The sequence below is a fragment of the Acinetobacter sp. YH12255 genome (assembly GCF_013417355.1).
Classification (GTDB): domain Bacteria; phylum Pseudomonadota; class Gammaproteobacteria; order Pseudomonadales; family Moraxellaceae; genus Acinetobacter; species Acinetobacter pseudolwoffii.
Map to the genome: position 1 here is coordinate 45,804 of NZ_VPEC01000011.1, position 17,905 is coordinate 63,708.

The 17,905-nt window shown below is 44.3% G+C and carries 16 protein-coding genes; 10 read left to right on the forward strand and 6 right to left on the reverse strand.

What is annotated here, in order from left to right; all coding sequences use genetic code 11:
• The first annotated feature begins 15 nt into the window (after positions 1 to 15).
• The 5 genes from FTV30_RS06725 to FTV30_RS06745 all read left to right on the forward strand — a co-directional run bounded on the left by FTV30_RS06725 (position 16) and on the right by FTV30_RS06745 (position 6,258).
• Positions 16 to 1,125 (forward strand): beta-ketoacyl-ACP synthase III, encoded by a 1,110-nt coding sequence (locus FTV30_RS06725; protein ID WP_180001287.1) that lies wholly within the window; start codon positions 16 to 18, stop codon positions 1,123 to 1,125.
• Positions 1,126 to 1,151: 26 nt separating this feature from the next.
• Positions 1,152 to 1,928: a 1-acyl-sn-glycerol-3-phosphate acyltransferase gene (locus tag FTV30_RS06730; RefSeq protein ID WP_180001288.1), complete on the forward strand. Its 777-nt coding sequence runs from the start codon at positions 1,152 to 1,154 to the stop codon at positions 1,926 to 1,928.
• A gap of 161 nt (positions 1,929 to 2,089) precedes the next feature.
• Positions 2,090 to 4,096 carry a hypothetical protein gene (locus tag FTV30_RS06735; protein ID WP_180001289.1) on the forward strand — a complete coding sequence of 669 codons (2,007 nt, stop codon included), beginning with the start codon at positions 2,090 to 2,092 and terminating at the stop codon, positions 4,094 to 4,096.
• 89 nt (positions 4,097 to 4,185) lie between these two features.
• Positions 4,186 to 5,901 (forward strand): AAA family ATPase, encoded by a 1,716-nt coding sequence (locus tag FTV30_RS06740; RefSeq protein WP_005097360.1) that lies wholly within the window; start codon positions 4,186 to 4,188, stop codon positions 5,899 to 5,901.
• Between the two features lie 30 nt (positions 5,902 to 5,931).
• Entirely contained in the window at positions 5,932 to 6,258 is a 327-nt protein-coding gene (locus FTV30_RS06745; protein ID WP_005097359.1) for a gamma-glutamylcyclotransferase family protein, read from the forward strand.
• A 272-nt stretch (positions 6,259 to 6,530) separates the two neighbouring features.
• On the opposite strand, the gene FTV30_RS06750 is transcribed toward FTV30_RS06745, so the two are convergent.
• A complete protein-coding gene (locus FTV30_RS06750; protein WP_005097358.1) occupies positions 6,531 to 6,983 on the reverse strand; it encodes a DUF441 domain-containing protein in 453 nt (150 codons plus the stop codon).
• Positions 6,984 to 7,122: 139 nt separating this feature from the next.
• On the opposite strand from FTV30_RS06750, the gene FTV30_RS06755 reads away from it, so the two are divergent.
• The gene (locus FTV30_RS06755) at positions 7,123 to 7,833 is read left to right on the forward strand and encodes a pseudouridine synthase (RefSeq protein ID WP_005097357.1); all 711 of its coding nucleotides are present in this window, start codon (positions 7,123 to 7,125) and stop codon (positions 7,831 to 7,833) included.
• Positions 7,834 to 7,872: 39 nt separating this feature from the next.
• Here the strand turns inward: FTV30_RS06755 and FTV30_RS06760 are convergent, their stop codons facing one another.
• The 3 genes from FTV30_RS06760 to FTV30_RS06770 all read right to left on the reverse strand — a co-directional run bounded on the left by FTV30_RS06760 (position 7,873) and on the right by FTV30_RS06770 (position 9,784).
• Entirely contained in the window at positions 7,873 to 8,316 is a 444-nt protein-coding gene (locus FTV30_RS06760; RefSeq protein WP_159516028.1) for an N-acetyltransferase, read from the reverse strand.
• A gap of 97 nt (positions 8,317 to 8,413) precedes the next feature.
• A complete protein-coding gene (locus FTV30_RS06765; RefSeq protein ID WP_005097354.1) occupies positions 8,414 to 8,761 on the reverse strand; it encodes a type II toxin-antitoxin system RelB/DinJ family antitoxin in 348 nt (115 codons plus the stop codon).
• A gap of 114 nt (positions 8,762 to 8,875) precedes the next feature.
• The gene (locus FTV30_RS06770) at positions 8,876 to 9,784 is read right to left on the reverse strand and encodes a pseudouridine synthase (protein ID WP_005097353.1); all 909 of its coding nucleotides are present in this window, start codon (positions 9,782 to 9,784) and stop codon (positions 8,876 to 8,878) included.
• Between the two features lie 125 nt (positions 9,785 to 9,909).
• On the opposite strand from FTV30_RS06770, the gene tsaE reads away from it, so the two are divergent.
• From tsaE to hfq, 4 genes are all read left to right on the forward strand, one after another.
• Positions 9,910 to 10,389 carry a tRNA (adenosine(37)-N6)-threonylcarbamoyltransferase complex ATPase subunit type 1 TsaE gene (gene tsaE / locus FTV30_RS06775; RefSeq protein ID WP_005097351.1) on the forward strand — a complete coding sequence of 160 codons (480 nt, stop codon included), beginning with the start codon at positions 9,910 to 9,912 and terminating at the stop codon, positions 10,387 to 10,389.
• Positions 10,379 to 12,355, forward strand: a complete 1,977-nt coding sequence (mutL, locus tag FTV30_RS06780) for a DNA mismatch repair endonuclease MutL (protein ID WP_180001290.1) — start codon at positions 10,379 to 10,381, stop codon at positions 12,353 to 12,355. Before tsaE ends, mutL begins: the two co-directional genes overlap by 11 nt.
• Positions 12,356 to 12,361: 6 nt before the next feature.
• Entirely contained in the window at positions 12,362 to 13,306 is a 945-nt protein-coding gene (gene miaA / locus FTV30_RS06785; protein WP_180001291.1) for a tRNA (adenosine(37)-N6)-dimethylallyltransferase MiaA, read from the forward strand.
• A gap of 93 nt (positions 13,307 to 13,399) precedes the next feature.
• Complete coding sequence (gene hfq, locus FTV30_RS06790; protein ID WP_005097347.1) at positions 13,400 to 13,933, forward strand: RNA chaperone Hfq; 534 nt, start codon at positions 13,400 to 13,402, stop codon at positions 13,931 to 13,933.
• 119 nt (positions 13,934 to 14,052) lie between these two features.
• Here the strand turns inward: hfq and FTV30_RS06795 are convergent, their stop codons facing one another.
• Both FTV30_RS06795 and FTV30_RS06800 read right to left on the reverse strand, forming a co-directional pair.
• The gene (locus FTV30_RS06795) at positions 14,053 to 15,360 is read right to left on the reverse strand and encodes a peptidylprolyl isomerase (RefSeq protein ID WP_180001292.1); all 1,308 of its coding nucleotides are present in this window, start codon (positions 15,358 to 15,360) and stop codon (positions 14,053 to 14,055) included.
• The gene (locus tag FTV30_RS06800; RefSeq protein WP_180001293.1) at positions 15,360 to 17,813 is read right to left on the reverse strand and encodes an LPS-assembly protein LptD; all 2,454 of its coding nucleotides are present in this window, start codon (positions 17,811 to 17,813) and stop codon (positions 15,360 to 15,362) included. The genes FTV30_RS06795 and FTV30_RS06800 overlap by 1 nt, the downstream gene beginning before the upstream one ends.
• Positions 17,814 to 17,905: the final 92 nt, after the last annotated feature.

Here is a 17,905-nt window from a genome sequence, read left to right on the forward strand (position 1 = left end):
GAGAAGGAGTTTTACATGGGCATCCGCATTACGGGTACGGGCTTATTCCATCCGGAACACGTCATCACCAATGAAGAATTAGTTGAAAGTTTAAATGCTTATGTGGAACTGTTTAATCACGAAAATGCTGACAAAATCGCTGCAGGCGAAATTGAAGCGCGTCGTGGTTCTAGTGCAGAATTTATTGAAAAGGCATCTGGTGTCCAACGCCGTTATGTTGCGGAAAAAAGCGGTATTCTAGATCCAAAACGTTTACGTCCGAATTTACCTGAACGTGCAGATGATGAAATTTCACTGCAAGCAGAATGGGGTGTAATCGCAGCCAAGCAGGCGATGGAAAATGCAGGCGTAACTGCTGAAGATATTGATATCGTGATTTTGTCATGCTCGAATTTGCAACGTGCTTATCCTGCCGTTGCCATCGAGATTCAAACCGCTTTAGGAATTAAAGGCTATGCCTATGACATGAATGTAGCCTGCTCGGCAGCAACATTTGGTCTGAAACAGGCCTATGATGCGATTAAGGCTGGTGCGCGTCGTGTGTTATTGGTTAATGTGGAAATTACCTCTGCACATACCGATTTTCGTTCACGTGACTGTCACTTTATTTTTGGTGATGTGGCAACCGCTTCAATTATTGAAAACACTGAAAGCAAAACCGGTTTTGAAATTCTGGATTCCGAGTTGTTCACCCAGTTCTCGAATAACATCCGCAATAACTTTGGTTTCTTGAATACCTCTGAAAATGCCGATATTGATGACAAGCGTTTCCGTCAGGATGGCCGTAAGGTCTTTAAAGAAGTCTGCCCACTGGTTGCGAAAATGATTACAGCGCAACTGGAGAAGAATCAGATTGCACCGACTGGCGTGAAACGCTTCTGGCTCCATCAAGCCAATGCCAGTATGAATGAACTGATCCTGAAACTGGTGGTTGGCAAAGAAAATGCCAAACCTGGTCTGGTGCCGATGATTCTGAACGAGTTTGCCAATACTTCTTCTGCAGGCGTGATCATTGCATTACACCGCACTGCCCATGAAGTGGAAGATGGTGAATACGGCGTACTTTGTTCATTCGGTGCTGGTTATTCGGTGGGTTCGATTCTGGTTCAAAAACGTGTGGCATGATCCGCAATAAATAGAGAGTAGACAGATTGCAGGCCAAGCATGACGGGCAGTGGATCAGGCGTTTAAGTGCCTTCTCCAAGTTATATTTTACCCCGACATTTTTAGGGGCTGAGTATATGGATGCCAGTCGACCTGCAATGTATGTCGGTAATCATTCCATGTATGGCATCTTTGATGCGCCGATGCTGATTGATTACCTCTACAACGAACATAAGGTGGCTGTGGTCAGTATTGCAGATCATAGCCATTTTTATGTGCCGCTGTGGCGTGAAGCCGTGAAAAAGTTTGGTGCCATTGATGGAATACAAGCCTATGTGCGTGCTGCAATGCAGCAAGGCTATTCCATTCTGGTCTTTCCGGGTGGCGGTCGTGAAGTGCTCAAACGTCAGGGTGAGCAGTATCAGCTGATCTGGAAGCAGCGTTACGGCTTTTTAAAGCTGGCGCAAGAATTCAATTATGATCTTGTCCCTTTTGCCGCTCTCGGTGCGGATGAGGTCTATGAGATTGGCTTTAATGCCAATAAGATTATCCAGCATAAGTATTTTCAAACACTACTTAAAATACCACAACTCAATAAATTACTACGTCAGGGCGATGTGATTCCTTCTCTGCCCAAACACCTGTTGCCAAAACGCTTGCCCTTTTATTTTCAGTTTATGCCACGACTATCGATTGCTCAGGTGCAGACGCAAGAGCAGCTGGTTGAGTTTCGGCATAGCTTGCAACAGCATATTTATACGGGTTTGGCAGCGCTCACTGTGCAGCGTCAGCAAGACCAGCAGGCAACCGAATCCTCGTTGTAAATCCAAGTTGTGACATATTGAGATGCGCTATATTTAGAAGTCATCCTGCAGTGCTGTTTTATTGTGCGAGTACTGCCATAATGTATGGTCAAATAGTCACTGATCGATGATCGAGGGCTCAACATGATTCAATATAAAAATAAAATAATATAGGTGCGTATATGGAACAGGGTGGTTGGGTAGCGCCGTTAAAATTGCTGGCACAACAATGTTTGCGGATTTCTCCGGAGTTGAACCAGCTTTATCTGGATCAGATGGCGATGATTGGTCATCTGACTGCACAAAATCTATTAAAAATTCAGCAGGGTCAGTACCGGATTGAATTGCTGGATGGGTTGTTCTATATCCAGTTTTATACTGCATATGCACTGGACTCCGGAACTGTACCCGTTTTGGTCGAGAGTCATTTTTATTTTCAGCAATACAAAGCAGAAGCGCTAGAGGAATTTTTTTTACAGGATATTTATTTCCTGACTGGGGACTTGAAACCGCAGCATTCGCTGTATTTACGTGACAAAGCCAAGCAATTACGCAAACTGATTCTGAACCAGGTCTATGAGGCGGTAAATGGCCCAGCACGGGTATTGGCATTCCTGCAACAGATGTCGGTGGTTCAGGCTGAGATTATTGATCATCATTTAATAGAGGCCGGGTTGTATACAACACCAGTCATGCAAAACGTTGTTCTGGACGAACAGGATATTCCCCCGAAAATTCTTGAAAGCTTGCAACAGGCTTTTTCTTTGGCATTTCTACAACAGGATGAGTTCCTGTCCATCCAGTCCTTAATGGACACTCTGGATGAATTCTGTTTTAGTGCCGCACAGTTTTTGCATCCGGCGACGTTTCGGATTATGTCCTTGTCTTTTGAAGAGCGTTTTAATTTACATGAACTGAATGATCACAGCGATGATATTCGGCTGTTGTATCGACATGCCGAGGAGCAAAGCCACCTGCTCGGTTTTGTCCGTTTGATGAATCGTGAGGTCTGGCATCGCGATGACTTATTAGCCAAACGAAATTTTCTGGAAAATCATCCCTATTTATGGCAAAAAAAGGTGGCCCGATTACCACTATTTGACTGTCATCGTGCAGTGAACTGGATTTTCAGGCAACCAGTCGAAGTAGTGGACTGGATCAGTGGCAATATTCAGCACAGCAGCGTGCGGGTGGCAGTGACGGCCTTAAGTTTTGTAGACAGCCATCATATTCATCCGCAGATTATTCTGGCGACCTTGCAATATTTTCAATATGTTTCGGCGCGACTGTTTATTCATAGCATGCATGAATATGCAATCCAGCATGACTGGTTTCAACATCAGCATAATCAGGCGGTGGTCTTAAAAGGCACACGTCAATCGATGGATGATCAGCGGATTGCCATCACTCCCTCGATTCTGTATCTGGATGAATGGATAGAATTGCTGCGTAACGTGGTCAAAATGGATGATCAGATCACCAAGAAAGTCTATTTGCAACTAAGCCGGGTGATGCAGGCATATATGCAGCATCTATATAAAATTACCGCGCATCTTCCAGAAGAAGTCTTGGCTTATATTCAGCCTCAAAGCCAGCAGAATCGGGATTTCTATCATGTGTTGCAGCGCTATCGGATTCCTTTTGTCGAATTTAGACAGCTGTTTTATTTACACAGTGGACATGTGCGTGAGTCTGTATTTGACAGTTATGTGCGTGACTATCTGGTGGAATATTTTTCCAGTCATAACGAGATTCCGAAAAACCTCAGCTGGAGTGGATTATTCGCTCAGGCCGTGATCTGGCATGATCAGATTCAGAAGCAGGAAATGATGGCCAAGCTGAAAAAAGAGTTTGCGCTCGTAACTTGGTCACCTTTGACGCAGGCCTCATTTTTATTATATTTCAACTGGCGTTTTGAGGAGCTTAAAAATCTGGATCGTATTCTGGAAGAATCCAAGGTTTTCAGGAACTGTCTGGCGGCCAGTTATGCCCAGCAGATTATTGAAGGGCAATATGTGGCCTTTCGCATGTCGCATCCGGATGTGCGTTTACCTTTAATTCTGGGCTGTCGGATCGTCAATGGGCAAGTGATCTTCGATCAGCTGGAATATCCGAACAATCAAAAGGCAGAAGCTGAATATAGCAATATCGCGATGCATTTTATCAACTGGCTCAACTTGCAGGCTTAAGTGCAAGATTAAGTGGTTTTCCGCCATGACGCTTAACTTTTCTGCCAAAAATCGTTAGGCTATAGCCGTTCTTTCACGGTATTGCTCTTATGAAACAGGAAACTGCCCTTAAGTTACTCAAAGCAGGAGAAAATGTCTTTTTAACCGGTTCTGCGGGTGCAGGAAAAACCTATACGCTGAATCAATATATTAATTATTTAAAAGCGCGTAAAGTCGCCGTCGCGATTACGGCATCGACCGGTATTGCAGCCACGCATATGAATGGTATGACCATTCACACCTGGGCCGGCATCGGCATTAAAGACTTTTTGTCCGAAGATGACTTAAAGCGCATGAAAGAGCGTAAATACTTAAAAGAACATCTGGAAAATGCCCAAGTTCTGATTATTGATGAAATTTCCATGCTGCATGCCAAGCAGCTGAATCTGGTCAATCAGGTGCTGAAATATTTTAAGGACAGTGATGAAGCCTTTGGCGGTATTCAGGTGATTGTGGCCGGGGATTTTTTCCAGTTGCCGCCAGTCGGTAAGAATGACGAGCGTAACCGCGATAAATTCTGCTTTATGTCGGAAGCCTGGGTAGAAGCCAAGTTTCGGGTCTGTTATCTGACCGAGCAGCATCGTCAGGGCAATGATTATCTGAATGACATCCTGAATGCGATCCGTGCGCAGGCGATTAGCCATGAACATCGCACGGCTTTACAGGCAACCCGACATCAAGAAATCGGCGATACCTATACGCGTCTGTATACCCATAATATGGATGTGGATAGTCTTAACTTTAAACATCTGAATGAAATTGACAATGATCCGCGCCAGTTTGATGCCCAGTGTGATGGCAATGAAAAGCTGATTGAAACTTTAAAATCTTCAGTACGTGCACCAGAAGCCTTAACCTTGAAAAAGCATGCCAAAGTCATGTTTGTAAAAAATAACTTTGATATGGGCTATATCAACGGCAGTCTGGGTGAAGTGATCAGTTTTGAAGAAGACGATGAATATGGTGTGCTGCCCAAAGTAAAACTGACCGATGGCACGACCTTGGTGGTGGAGCCGGAAACCTGGTCGGTAGACAATGAAGCTGGTAAGACTATTGCCAGTTTCCAGCAAATTCCTTTACGCTTGGCCTGGGCGATTACCATTCATAAATCTCAAGGGATGACCTTGGAAGCAGCAGAAATTGATCTGAGTCATACTTTCGAGAAAGGTCAAGGTTATGTGGCGCTGTCACGGTTGAAAAGCTTAAATGGCTTACGTTTAAAAGGCTTTAATGAGCAGGCTTTGGAACTTGACAGTTTAGCGATTAAAGCTGATCGTCGTTTTCAGGAACTTTCTGATGAAGCCGAAGCGAATTTTGAAAATGTCGATTTGACTGCGCAGCATAAAGCCTTTATTCGTCACTGCGGTGGCACATTGAATGAAGCAGAAATCCAGCGCAATGAAAAGAAAATTTCCAAGAGTGGCACGAAGCAGAGTTATGCCACTGCCACACTGGATGAAACCCGAGCACTGTTTGAAGAAGGCTATGAAGTTGCGGATATCGCGACTGAACGTGGTCTGACGCCAGCGACAATCATTAATCATCTAGGCCGTTTACACAAAGAGCAGGGACTGGATATTTCGGTGGCTCATCCGGGTGAGGAAGTGGTGGAGCAGGTGCGTAAAATTTATAAACGCTTAACCAAACGTCAAAGTGCTGAGCATTTTAATGATGATGGCTCGATTAAGTTGCGCCCGATTGTAGAACTCACCACGCCTAAAATGGCCTATGACCAAGTCCGTCTGGCACTGTTATTTGTAGAGTAATCCCCGAAATGATCCTTCAGAACTTTTAAGATGCATAGTTTATTCGTATACGGCACGCTTCGTCCGCAGCAACCCAATGCCCATGTCATGGAGCGGATTGGGGGAAGCTGGAAAGCCGCTTATATCCGTGGGCATTTGCAACAGCGTGGCTGGGGGGCTGAATTTGGTAGCCCGGGCATTCAGCTCAGTGATTCGGGCGAGACTGTTCAGGGTTATGTATTTATATCTGAGCATCTTCCCCAATATTGGGAAGAGCTGGATGCGTTTGAAGGTGATGAATATCAACGGATTCCGGTTAAAGTATATTTGGAAAATGGCGAGATGATAGAAAGTTTGGTTTATGCCTTAAAAGATTAGGCTCGGATTTGTCATGCAGTAAATTTCAAATTTTTATCAGGTCACAGCTTGTTAAAGATCATTCTATTTTTTTGTATCGCTTTTATTTTAGCTTGGAAAGCTTACAACCAAGATGAATCTTCCGTTGATCTGATGACATATCCTGAGCAAGCTTGAAACACTGCTTTAAAGCTTGGTGCAAGGTAATCAATAGATGACCTGCATATTATAGGTCATGTGATGTATTTTTGAGAAATCTTTGCATACTGGTGATGCGTGCTGATGATTTGAATCTATTGTGTACCAATCAATAAAGATAAAATCCCGGCTGCAATCAGCGGCCCAACAGGTACGCCGCGTAACACCGCCACACCTGCTACAGTACCAATCAATAAGCCCGCGACAATATCCGGTTGATTCGACATCAGTTTCACACCGCGGCCACCGAGCCAAGCCACAAAAACACCAATGGCAATGGCCAGTAAAGATTTCCAGCTGAGAAATGACTTGAGAATACTTTCTCCGGCAATTTTGCCACTCGCAATCGGTGCCAATACCCCGATGGTTAAAATAATAATTCCAATATTCAAACCATGTTGTTGTACATAAGGCAACAGGTCGTGTAGTGGGGTAATTTTAAGAACAATCAGTACCGCTGCAGCGATGGTGACAGCACTATTGTGACTGAATATACCACAGGCCAGTAATACCAAAAGAACCATCAAATTTAAATCGAGTTGTGACATGGGCGGGAGAGGAAACATGGAAAATGCCACCATTGTAGAGCGTTTCAGCTGGTGATACGAAGAAAATAAGCGAAGCAATCAATTTAGGTGTGTTTCAGGATAGAATGCACAACTCTTCACGCGATACAGGTTTAAGCAGATGCTATTGGAAAAAATGTTGCAGTCACAAGGTTTCGGTTCCCGCAAGCATTGTCAGCAATTGATTAAAAATGGTGCTGTTTCTATCCAGAATGAAGTGATTGATCATCCTAAACATAAACTGGATTTGAATGATTTAGACTTCGAGGTCTATGGCAAGGCCCATCGCTATCGAGAGAAAGTCTATATCGCTTTAAACAAACCGCAGGACTATGAGTGTTCGCATCAGGCCACGCATCATTTTAGTGTGTTTGATCTGTTTGATGAGATGCTGCTGAATCGTGGCATTCAATGCGTGGGTCGTCTGGATCAGGACACCACCGGACTGTTATTGTTGACTGATGATGGCCAGTTTCTGCAAGCGTTAACACATCCGAAAAAACATGTGGCCAAAGTTTATCAAATGCAAACGGCAGATCCAGTCACTGATGCTCAGCTACAGCAACTGGAACAAGGCGTTGAGCTACGCAATGAAAAAGGTATTTTTGCAGCCACTGAAGTGATACGTCTGTCTGAAAGCCGTCTGCAAATGAGCATTCATCAAGGGGTATATCATCAGGTGAAACGCATGCTGGCAGCCGTCGGAAATAAAGTCGAGCAATTGCATCGTGCTCAAATTGGTGCTTTGGCTCTGCCTGAGCTGGCTGAAGGAGAATGGATCTATTTAAATGCAGAACAGGTGGCTTTGGCAAAATTCCGTTCAGAAGAATAATTGAGTTATTCTTCTCAAGTTTATTTGAACGATCAGATTTTATCTCAGGAAACAATGATAGGTCTGAAACTCATTATCCTTAATAAATCCCATAGATTCATACAATTCATGCGATTGGTAATTGTTCTTTTGGGTTTCCAGGCTAATTCTTAAGGCCTGTTCATGTTTGGCAAATAAAATTGCGGTATCAATCAGTTGTCTGGCTGCACCCTGACGCCGAAATATCGGGGTGATATAGACATCATCCAGAATATAATAGGTCGAGCAGGCCACCGAAGAAAAACCCAGATACAGGATAATAAAGCCGGTAAAAGTATCATCTTTGGTATTAATGAAAATGACGGTCTGTCCATCTTCAAAACGTTGTTTTAAAAATTGGTAGGAGAGTTCGGGGTTAGAGGAGGTGCCATAAAATTGTCGATATTCATCGAATAATATCGCAAGCTGATTCAGGTCTGCTGATTGAGCGCGTCGTACGAGCATTGCATCCTCCATGCTAATTTTTTATTCATTATCAGCATCAAGCATAGCGAAGTTTGTCAGTGGCCGGCTTTAGAAATTGTTCGGAAATGCAACAATGTTAAATTTTGTCGCTTTCACCTAAAATGGCATTCAGTTCTTCAAATAAATCCAGATGATCATCATCGAGCTGGATTTCCTGATCATCCAGAGAATTGAGTGTTGAATTTGGCAAGCTGCTTTGCCCATTCTGGATCTCATTTTGCTTCAGTTTGCGCAGTCGGATCAGTTGTTCCAGATTAATATTCTGGTTTTCAATCGAGAAGGGGATCGATTTGGTAATCACCACTTGTTTGAAAAAAAGACGCACGGCCTGAGCTGGCGTAATCCCCAATTGCTTAAATACCGCAAAGGCTTGTTTCTTCTCTTGCGAGTCCAAGCGAATTTGATAAACTTCAGTTTTTCTCATAATATTTTTAAAGCTTTAAATTACTTAACTTTTCGCCTTTATTCTAATCAATTACGTTTGAAATTCAATCTTAAAGCGACCGATTTTAGAAAATAATCTGTAATGACAAGCGATTTACAGTGTCAATTCAAGTCTGGAGCTGAAATTCATGCTTTTCTGCGTGATCGGATCGATGAATTGAATATGTTGGGCCAATAAGCTTAAAGGGGCAGAAAAATCATCTTCGGCTTTGTGCGCTATCCGTGGATAAAACGGATCATTCTGAATTGGAATACCGAGATGATTCAAGTGCACGCGTAATTGGTGCTGTTTGCCAGTGTGTGGTTTCAGTTCATATTTGGCCCATTCTTTATTATGTTCTAACAGCTGGATTGCCGTTTCGCTATTGGCTTCGCCGTTGACCACCTGCATGGTATAGAAGGGCTGACCTTTTTCCATTCTTAATCGTGTGATCAATGGAAATTCTAAATCAGCCTTGTATGCTGCAATCGCATGGTAGGTCTTCTGCACTTGCCGTGTGGCAAACATCTGTTGATACAGGCCACGAGATTCTACATATTTTGAAATGAGAACCACGCCGGCCGTTTCACGGTCTAGCCGGTGAATCGGTGTTAAATGTTCATTGCCTGTTTGTTTTTTGAGACGAACCAGCAAGGTTTCCTGTACATACTGACCGGTCGGACTCATGGTCAAAAAGTGCGGTTTATCGATCACCATGAAATGCTCATTTTCAAATAAAATCTGATGTTGAAAAGGAACATGCACTTCATGTGCCAAAAATCGATAATAAAAACAATGACTATTGGCCTGAAATGGACTTTCTGTGCTTAATTGATGGCCCTGCGCATCATAGACCAGACCTTTGGCGAAACGGGCTTGCCATTCATCTGCTGCGATATGCGCAAATTGCGTGCATAAATAAGCAAAAACTGTCGGGGGTGCATCTAGACTATCCTGCAAGAACACTTTACTGGCACTGACCCCATTTAACATGGGCGGATTAAACTCAACAGTCGGATGCATGGCAGGCAGATCAACCTCTCAGAAACAGAAATGGTGAAAAAATACAGTTTCTCACACAGGTGAATAGGCTTTTAAAGCGTGGCGATGCTATCATATTTATTCTTTTGCATCATGTCGTGAGTAATATGCCTTATTCATTTAATGTCACTTTAAATCATGAAGACGATACCCAGAAACTGGCCAAGGTTCTGGCCGAAAATTTCCCTGCGGGAGTCGTATATCTGATCGGTGATTTGGGGGCAGGAAAAACGACCTTAACGCGCTATTATTTGCAACAGCTGGGTCATCAAGGTTCGGTGAAAAGTCCGACTTATACGCTGGTCGAACCGTATCAGATCAATGGGCAGGATATTTTTCACTTTGACCTGTACCGTCTGAATGACCCCTATGAACTCGAATTGATGGGAATCCGGGATTATCTGGAAACTCCGAATGCGCTATTTTTATTTGAATGGCCCTCCAAAGGTGGCGATGAAATTCCGCAAGCTGACCTGATTATTGAAATTTTAAAATCTGAAGATGAACTGACCCGTACTGCAAGCCTGATTTCCTCTAATCTTGCTTTGCGAGAGGCTTTGGAGCGTCAATTTTCACATGTCGAATGATTTAAGTCTACGCCGTATCCGTGCCCTTGATCCTGCGCTGGCCAACCAGATTGCTGCAGGTGAGGTGATTGAACGTCCGGCATCCGTGGTCAAGGAATTACTGGAAAACTCGATTGATGCGGGTGCGACCGAGCTGATCATCCGGGTGGAACAGGGTGGCAGTACCTTAATTGAAATTATGGATAACGGCCGTGGTATTCATGCTGAAGATCTGGCATTGGCCGTCATGCGTCATGCCACCAGCAAAATCCAGAGTGCCGATGAGCTGTATGCGATCAGCAGTTTAGGCTTTCGTGGAGAAGCGCTGGCATCGATTGCAGCAGTCTCACGCCTGACCATGATCAGCAGTCAAAATGAGGATGGCATTGGTTATCAGGTAGAAGTAAACGGTACGGCTTTTGATCATCAGCAGATTCAAGCGGTCGCGGCTTCGAAAGGGACGCATATCCGGGTTCAGGATTTATTTTTTAATGTGCCTGCGCGGCGTAAATTCTTAAAGAAACCGGGCACTGAATTTGGCCACATTGAAGAAATTGTACGCCGTATGGCACTGACGCATTTTGATATCCGGTTTGTGCTGGAACATAATGAAAGCATCAAGCTGAATTTACCCGTGGCGGACAGCGGTGCTTTACGTTTCCAGCGGGTACAGCAGTTATTGGGTCGTCAGTTCACTGAAAATGCTTATTGGATCGATGCTGACAGTATAAACATGCGTTTATCAGGCTGGCTTGGTCATCCCTCAGATGCGCGTGCACAGGCCGACTTGCAATATGTCTATGTCAATGGCCGGATTGTCAAAGACAAAACCATTTCTCATGCCTTGAGGATGGCTTATGATGGCATTTTGCATGGCCATCAACATGCGGCTTATTTGCTGTTTTTAGAAGTTGATCCTGAAAATGTTGATGTCAATGTCCATCCCACTAAGCATGAAATTCGCTTTCTGAATCAGCGTGAAGTACATGAGTTTGTACGGCATTATGCCAAAGAAACTCTGGCACAATTCCAGACGGCAACTGCTGATTTAGCAACTGCGATGAAAGTTGATGATGAACCTGTTGCACTTGTACCGCAACCGCGTTATCAGGAACAGTTTAGCCTGCACCAGACTGCGCATGCGCAGCAGCAATTATCCTCTAACCTACCTGTAGCTGCTAAAGATGAAAATGAGGCATCGGATGTCCTGACCGACTTTGAATCTTCGCGGCCGCAAACGGTACATTATGCGCGAGACTATAATGCGTCTTATGCAGGCTCGCAGCAGCTGAATAATGCCCTGCAAAGCTATCTGGCACCGCTGCGTGATCAAGCGTCTGCCTATGAGCCACAAGTTGCAGAGCAAGCCTTGCAAAGTCATATACAGGCCAAAGTCGATGAACATCCACTCGGGATTGCGATTGCCCAGTTACATGGGATTTATATTCTGGCACAAAATACCGAAGGGCTGATCATTGTGGATATGCATGCAGCACATGAGCGGATTGTCTTGCAGCAAATGAAATCGGCTTGGGATAAACCTGAATTCTGGACGTCACAGCAACTACTGATTCCAAAGGTCGTAAACATTAGCCGGATGCAGGCGATGCGGGTAGAAGAGCTGAAAGAGCAACTCGCACGTTTGGGTCTGGAAATTGATCAGTATGGTGATGAGCAAGTCATTGTACGTGGTGTGCCGGCTATTCTACACAAGGCGGATTTTGATGCCCTGATTCCTGAATTATTGAATGATTTAGATCCGGGGGATCAAGCACAAAGCCTATTGCAGAAGCGTGACCAAATTTTGGCGGGAATGGCCTGTCATGGTGCAGTGCGAGCGCATCGTATCCTAAGTTTGTCTGAAATGAATGCTTTATTACGGCAGATGGAACAAACCGAATTTGCCAGTCAATGTAATCATGGCCGTCCGACTTGGCGCGCTTTTCCATTGAATAAACTAGACAAACTTTTTGCTCGAGGAGAGTAGTTTTACATGTCCAATCAATTGCCGGTCATCAATTTAATGGGGCCAACTGCAAGTGGTAAAACCGCTTTGGCATGTGAACTGTATGAGCAAGGGGGATTTGAGCTGATTTCGGTCGATTCTGCACTGGTTTATCGGGAAATGGACATTGGTACAGCCAAACCTTCTAAAGAGGAACTGGCGCGCTATCCGCATCATCTGATTGATATTATTAGTCCACTTGAAGTGTATTCTGCAGCCAACTTTGTCGAAGATGCTTGCCGCCTGATTGATGATATTCATGTGCGTGGTAAAACCCCGATTCTGGTTGGCGGAACCATGCTGTATTTTAAGGCCTTGCTTGAAGGTTTGTCAGATAACCTACCAAGTGCAGACTATGCTATCCGGGCAGAGATTGAAGCCAAGGGTGAGCAGGAGGGCTGGGAAGCGGTTTATGCAGAATTATGTGCAGTCGATCCGATTGCCGGTGAAAAATTCAAGGTTAGCGACAAGCAGCGCATTATTCGAGCCTTGGAAGTTTTTAAATTGACTGGTGAGCCGATTACAAAACTACAGGCAGAACAACCTAAAAACTTACCATATCGTTACAGTTTTTATAACTATGCACTTATGCCAGATCGGTTAGAATTACACGGGCGTATTGAACAACGTCTGCAAATGATGTGGAAAAACGGTTTTTTAAATGAAGTTGTTAGTTTAATTGAAAAATACGATTTTAATGAAAATCTACCTTCTATGCGTTCGGTAGGTTACCGTCAAGCTATAGAATTCTTAAAAAATGCTGACAAAACCAAGGAAAAGCAACAGGAAATGGAGGATAAAGCTTTATTTGCGACACGACAACTTGCAAAACGTCAATATACGTGGCTGAGGTCTTTGCAAGAAAAGCATAAATTTACAACATATTTTACGCTACAGCAGGCTCAACAAGACTTGCGAAACTGTCACGGATAAAGCAAAATTTAGGGACTATCTTTTTTATAATTTTTAATTGAAAAATAGAGATAGTTTTTGCGCTGATTTTTAATTTTTTTTTGGAGTTATAACATGTCTAAAGGTCAAACTTTACAAGATCCATTCTTGAATTCTCTCCGTAAGGAACGTATCCCAGTATCTATCTTCCTGGTAAACGGTATTAAATTACAAGGTCATATCGAGTCTTTCGACCAATACGTGGTTTTATTAAAAAATACAGTAAGCCAAATGGTTTATAAGCATGCAATTTCAACTGTAGTGCCTGCACGTAATCCTCGTCCTGCTGGTGCGCCTGCTGGTCCACAAGGTGCTGGCTTTGGCGGTCAAGGTGCTGCTGGTGGTTTCGGTGGCGGTCAAGGCACTGGCTTCGGTGGTCAAGGTGGCTTCGGTGGCGGTCAAGGCGCTGGCTTTGGTGGTCAAGGTGGCTTCGGTGGCGGTCAAGGCGCTGGCTTTGGTGGTCAAGGTGGTGGCTTTGGTGGTCAAGGCGGCTTCGGTGGCGGTCAAGGCGCTGGCTTCGGTGGTCAAGGTGGCTTTGGTGGTCAAGGCGCTGGCTTTGACAACGATACTAAATTTGAAGATACTCAAGACGACGAAAATAATCGTTAATCGAGTCTGAAAATTAAAAAAACCTCTCATCGAGAGGTTTTTTTATGCCTGTAAGTTTTGCATGGATAAAAATTAAAAAGCCAGCAATCTAGCGCTGGCTTTTTAAAATGGATCTGGGCTTAACGATTACGTTTAGGATCCAGTTGTGGATCTTTGATTTCTACATAGGCATTGCTACGTGTTTCACGTAACCAGCTGTCCAGCTCGGCATCAAACTGACGTTCACCAAGTAATTGACGGGCCATACGTTCTTGATATTCCTCTGTCATATCCTGTTGACGTGTTTCGCTGACTTGCAGGATATGCCAGCCAAACTGGGATTGAAACGGTTTACTGAACTGCCCCACTGGGGTGCTTTTCATTTGCTGTTCAAACTCAGGCACCATTACCCCAGGGCTTACCCAGCCAAGACTGCCACCATCACGTGCTGAACCGGTATCATTGGAGAAGGTTGAAGCTAAAACAGTAAAATCTTCGCCTTGTTGCAGGCGGCTATATAAACTGTCAATCATCTGTTTGGCATTTTCCGGACTGACTACTTCAGAGGGTTGAATCAGGATGTGACGGGTCAAGTATTGAGGAACCAGGGCTTTTTGTTCGCCACCTTTACGTTCTAGTAGCTTGAGTACATGTACCCCATCAGCAACCGGAATGAGTTCAGAGGTTTGACCTGGCTGTAGGGTCGTGACACGTGCAGCCAGTTCTGCCGGAATTTCTGACAGGCTTCTCACGCCCATGTCAGCAGCTTCGACTTTAATGCCGCCAGTGCTGTATTTTTTGCTGATCGCCTGAATATCATTGCTGGTATTCAGCTCTTGCTTTACCTGTGTAGCAATCTGTTCCGCATTTTCGCCGCTTACACGTAAATGCAGCACATGTACCTGGCTGCCGAGTAAAGCCTGACCTTGCGGGGTATTTAGGAAGTTTTTAACATCCTGGTCTGTGATTTGAATCCGTGAAGTCACGACTTGTTGACGTAAACGATTCAGCGCTAAATCTTCCGCAATACGGTTGCGTAAAGAAGCATAGGTATTGGGCGCCATGGCATCCAGTTTTTGCTGGAAAGCTTCCAGACTGGTTGAGCCCGAATCACGGGCAACTTTCAGTACTGCGTCATTCAGGGATTTTTCATCGGGACGAATATTGTAGCGTTTAACTTGTTCAAGTTGTGCCTGACGAATAATGAGCTGCTCTAAGGCTTGTTGCTCAAGAAATTGTTGGGGTGGAACTGTCTGATTTTGCTTTTGCAGCTGATGAGAAATCTCGGCCACACCTTGAGCCAGATCACTACGCAGAATGATACTATTGTCGACCACAGCTACAACTTCATCTTTAGGTTGGGCAACAGCAAACGTCGTCATCGCTGAAGAAAGGCATAGCGCAAGTGCAGTCGCTTTAAAAATTTGTTTTAACTGTTTTGTCTTCATTAACGTTCTGTCCAAGTTTGATTGATATTGTTAAAACCTAGAATGCGATTTTCTAGTAATGAGGTGAGTTTGCTGCTTAACCCACCTAAGCCTTTCAGGCTGACCTCGGCCATAATAGCGCGTTTGGCTTTGACGTTTGAATCATTAACGTTGTCTAAGTCATTGTAATATGAACGACCATATACAGAAACTCCCCAACAGCATGACTCATAGTTCACGCCAAGTAAATATTCTCGTGCGACACTATTGTCGAGGTCAAACTGCGCATGTCCTACCAGACGCCAGTTGTTGGCAATCGGCTGGATAAATGAACCCACTACATGATCATAGCTCTTCTGACGGTTCGGAATGTCTTTACGATAGAAATAGCCGACGTTGTATAGATTGCCTTGCTCACCGGTATAATAAACCTGCAGATCGCGCTCAGCATTTTGGCCATTCGACATCCAGCTTGAGTTCAGATTAATGTGAACATTATTTGACAGCTGGCTGGTCAGTTGAATTACAGGGCCAGTATGACTTTCACGGTCGAATTCATCTGCATCATTTTCCAGTGTGACACGGCGATCTTCAAAGAAGAAACTTTGACCGACACTCGCACGTAGGCGTTCCAGACCTTCTTCATTAAACAGGCTATAACTCAGACCTAAAGAGGCAAAGTTGTTGTCTTCCAGGCGGTCGTTGCCATAGAAGCGACGCGCACTGAAAAGCTGATCATAATTAATCGAAGCGACGACTGAGTCAAAGTTAGGTTGATTCTGCTGGTTTTCATAAGGTGAATAGGCATAGAACAGACGAGGCGTTAAGGTCTGTAAATAGGTACCTTCTTTTTCGAAAATTAAGCCGGTGTCCAGCGTGAATTGTGGCACCACAATGGACTGGCTTTCACTAGAACCACCACGGTCTCGGGTTTTCTCATCATAGAAGGTATTGATGTTGCGTACAGATGCTTCCGGAATAAAAAACGACCACGGGTTATAGTGATTATAACGCACCGAAAAGTCGTTATAGATGCGGGTGCCACTTGGTTGATAAATCTTGTCATCATTTTGAAGGATATCAGCAAAATTTCTCAGGTCTTTCTGGAAATAAGCAGTATCGTTATTAAACTCAAGCTGTAATCCGAGTGGATTGCCAGTTTTATAATTGACTAAAAGCTGCGGCAAACGTGCATAAGGACGATCTTCATCCAGTACAGTGGGATCGAGTGTCTGGAAATTTTCGACTTTGAATTGTGCCTTTAAGCCGGGAATACCATTTTTATAATTGACTTCCCAAGCGCGGCGCAGGTTCAAGTCAGTTTTTGAGTTCGGGTTATTGTCCAGGTCGGCAAAGTAATCTTTGTCTGAGGCGTAGTTATATTCCAGATTGGTCGAGAACTGATCGTTGATCTGCCAATTATGCAAGTAATGTAAGCTTTTACGATCCTCATTATCATAACTTTCATCCGAAGGTAGATAGCCACCCCAGATACTACCTTCACCATAATTTTCTGTCAGATAACGGAACTCGCCATCTAGCATGGCACCACGATCACCAATATAGCGCGGCGTGAGGGTAGCATCATACTGTGGGGCCAAATTCAGATAAACAGGAACACCGAGTTCAAGTCCGCCATCATTGGTAAAACCAAAAGTTGGCGTTAGAATGCCGGTAGTACGGCGGTCATCAATCGGGAAGTTGAAATAAGGGATTGCCAATACCGGAACGTCTTTGACATACAGTTTGGTATTGCGGGTTTCACCACGTCCGGTTTCCTGATTCAGCTTGATCTTTTCTGCCTGTATTTTCCAGGTCGGCTTTTGCTCAGGCGGGCAGGTAGAGTAAGTGGCATTTTCCAGTTCTATCGTATCAGTCGATGTTTTGGCAATCTTTTCTGCACGACCGTGGGCATGTTGCTGCTCTGCAATATAGAAACTGTTGTTTAAATCGCCCTGTTGGGTTTTTAAATTATAGTTAATATCATCACTTTGTGAGATCAGACCGCCTTGTGCTAACTGTACCTGACCTGCTGCTTTGGCATAGGTCTGGGTCTGATCAATGGTCACTCGTTCGGCACGGATTTGACGACCTTGCTGATCAATAACCACATTGCCTTCCAGATAGGAGTCGCCTGCCGGATCGTAATGTCCATAATCGGCGGTAATGGTCGAGGTGGCTTGGTCTGGCGCAATAGTCGCTGCATCTGGAGCGATCGGGGTGACCCAGGCACCTTCACAATAAGCCGAACTTAAATACTGTCCCTGACGTTGCTGCGCTTCAGCCGAGGATTTATCGACATAGTATTGTGAAAAGAAGGCTTCACCTGGATAGGTCTCATTAATGCGCTGTTTGAGTTGTTCTGCATTTACATCGGATGAGACAGTTGATGCAGCATAGCTTGAGGCTGAGCTGCCACATAAAAGGGTTAAGATCGCAGTCGCTAGAGGGTTGATTTTAAAGTGATGCTTCATTTGTCTCATTAACCAATCATGCTTTTATCGCAATTAATTATTGTCGCATCATAGAGAAAAAGTTGATAAGTAGCTACACTTAGCACTTTAAA

Excerpts from the sequence above, each read along its gene's own strand:
- FTV30_RS06725 (WP_180001287.1), top strand. The coding sequence starts at position 16 with ATGGGCATCCGCATTACGGGTACGGGCTTATTCCATCCGGAACACGTC.
- FTV30_RS06735 (WP_180001289.1), top strand. The coding sequence starts at position 2,090 with ATGGAACAGGGTGGTTGGGTAGCGCCGTTAAAATTGCTGGCACAACAA.
- FTV30_RS06740 (WP_005097360.1), top strand. The coding sequence starts at position 4,186 with ATGAAACAGGAAACTGCCCTTAAGTTACTCAAAGCAGGAGAAAATGTC.
- FTV30_RS06745 (WP_005097359.1), top strand. The coding sequence starts at position 5,932 with ATGCATAGTTTATTCGTATACGGCACGCTTCGTCCGCAGCAACCCAAT.
- FTV30_RS06750 (WP_005097358.1), bottom strand. The coding sequence starts at position 6,983 with ATGTCACAACTCGATTTAAATTTGATGGTTCTTTTGGTATTACTGGCC.
- FTV30_RS06755 (WP_005097357.1), top strand. The coding sequence starts at position 7,123 with ATGCTATTGGAAAAAATGTTGCAGTCACAAGGTTTCGGTTCCCGCAAG.
- FTV30_RS06760 (WP_159516028.1), bottom strand. The coding sequence starts at position 8,316 with ATGCTCGTACGACGCGCTCAATCAGCAGACCTGAATCAGCTTGCGATA.
- FTV30_RS06765 (WP_005097354.1), bottom strand. The coding sequence starts at position 8,761 with ATGAGAAAAACTGAAGTTTATCAAATTCGCTTGGACTCGCAAGAGAAG.
- FTV30_RS06770 (WP_005097353.1), bottom strand. The coding sequence starts at position 9,784 with ATGCATCCGACTGTTGAGTTTAATCCGCCCATGTTAAATGGGGTCAGT.
- tsaE (WP_005097351.1), top strand. The coding sequence starts at position 9,910 with ATGCCTTATTCATTTAATGTCACTTTAAATCATGAAGACGATACCCAG.
- mutL (WP_180001290.1), top strand. The coding sequence starts at position 10,379 with ATGTCGAATGATTTAAGTCTACGCCGTATCCGTGCCCTTGATCCTGCG.
- miaA (WP_180001291.1), top strand. The coding sequence starts at position 12,362 with ATGTCCAATCAATTGCCGGTCATCAATTTAATGGGGCCAACTGCAAGT.
- hfq (WP_005097347.1), top strand. The coding sequence starts at position 13,400 with ATGTCTAAAGGTCAAACTTTACAAGATCCATTCTTGAATTCTCTCCGT.
- FTV30_RS06795 (WP_180001292.1), bottom strand. The coding sequence starts at position 15,360 with ATGAAGACAAAACAGTTAAAACAAATTTTTAAAGCGACTGCACTTGCG.
- FTV30_RS06800 (WP_180001293.1), bottom strand. The coding sequence starts at position 17,813 with ATGAAGCATCACTTTAAAATCAACCCTCTAGCGACTGCGATCTTAACC.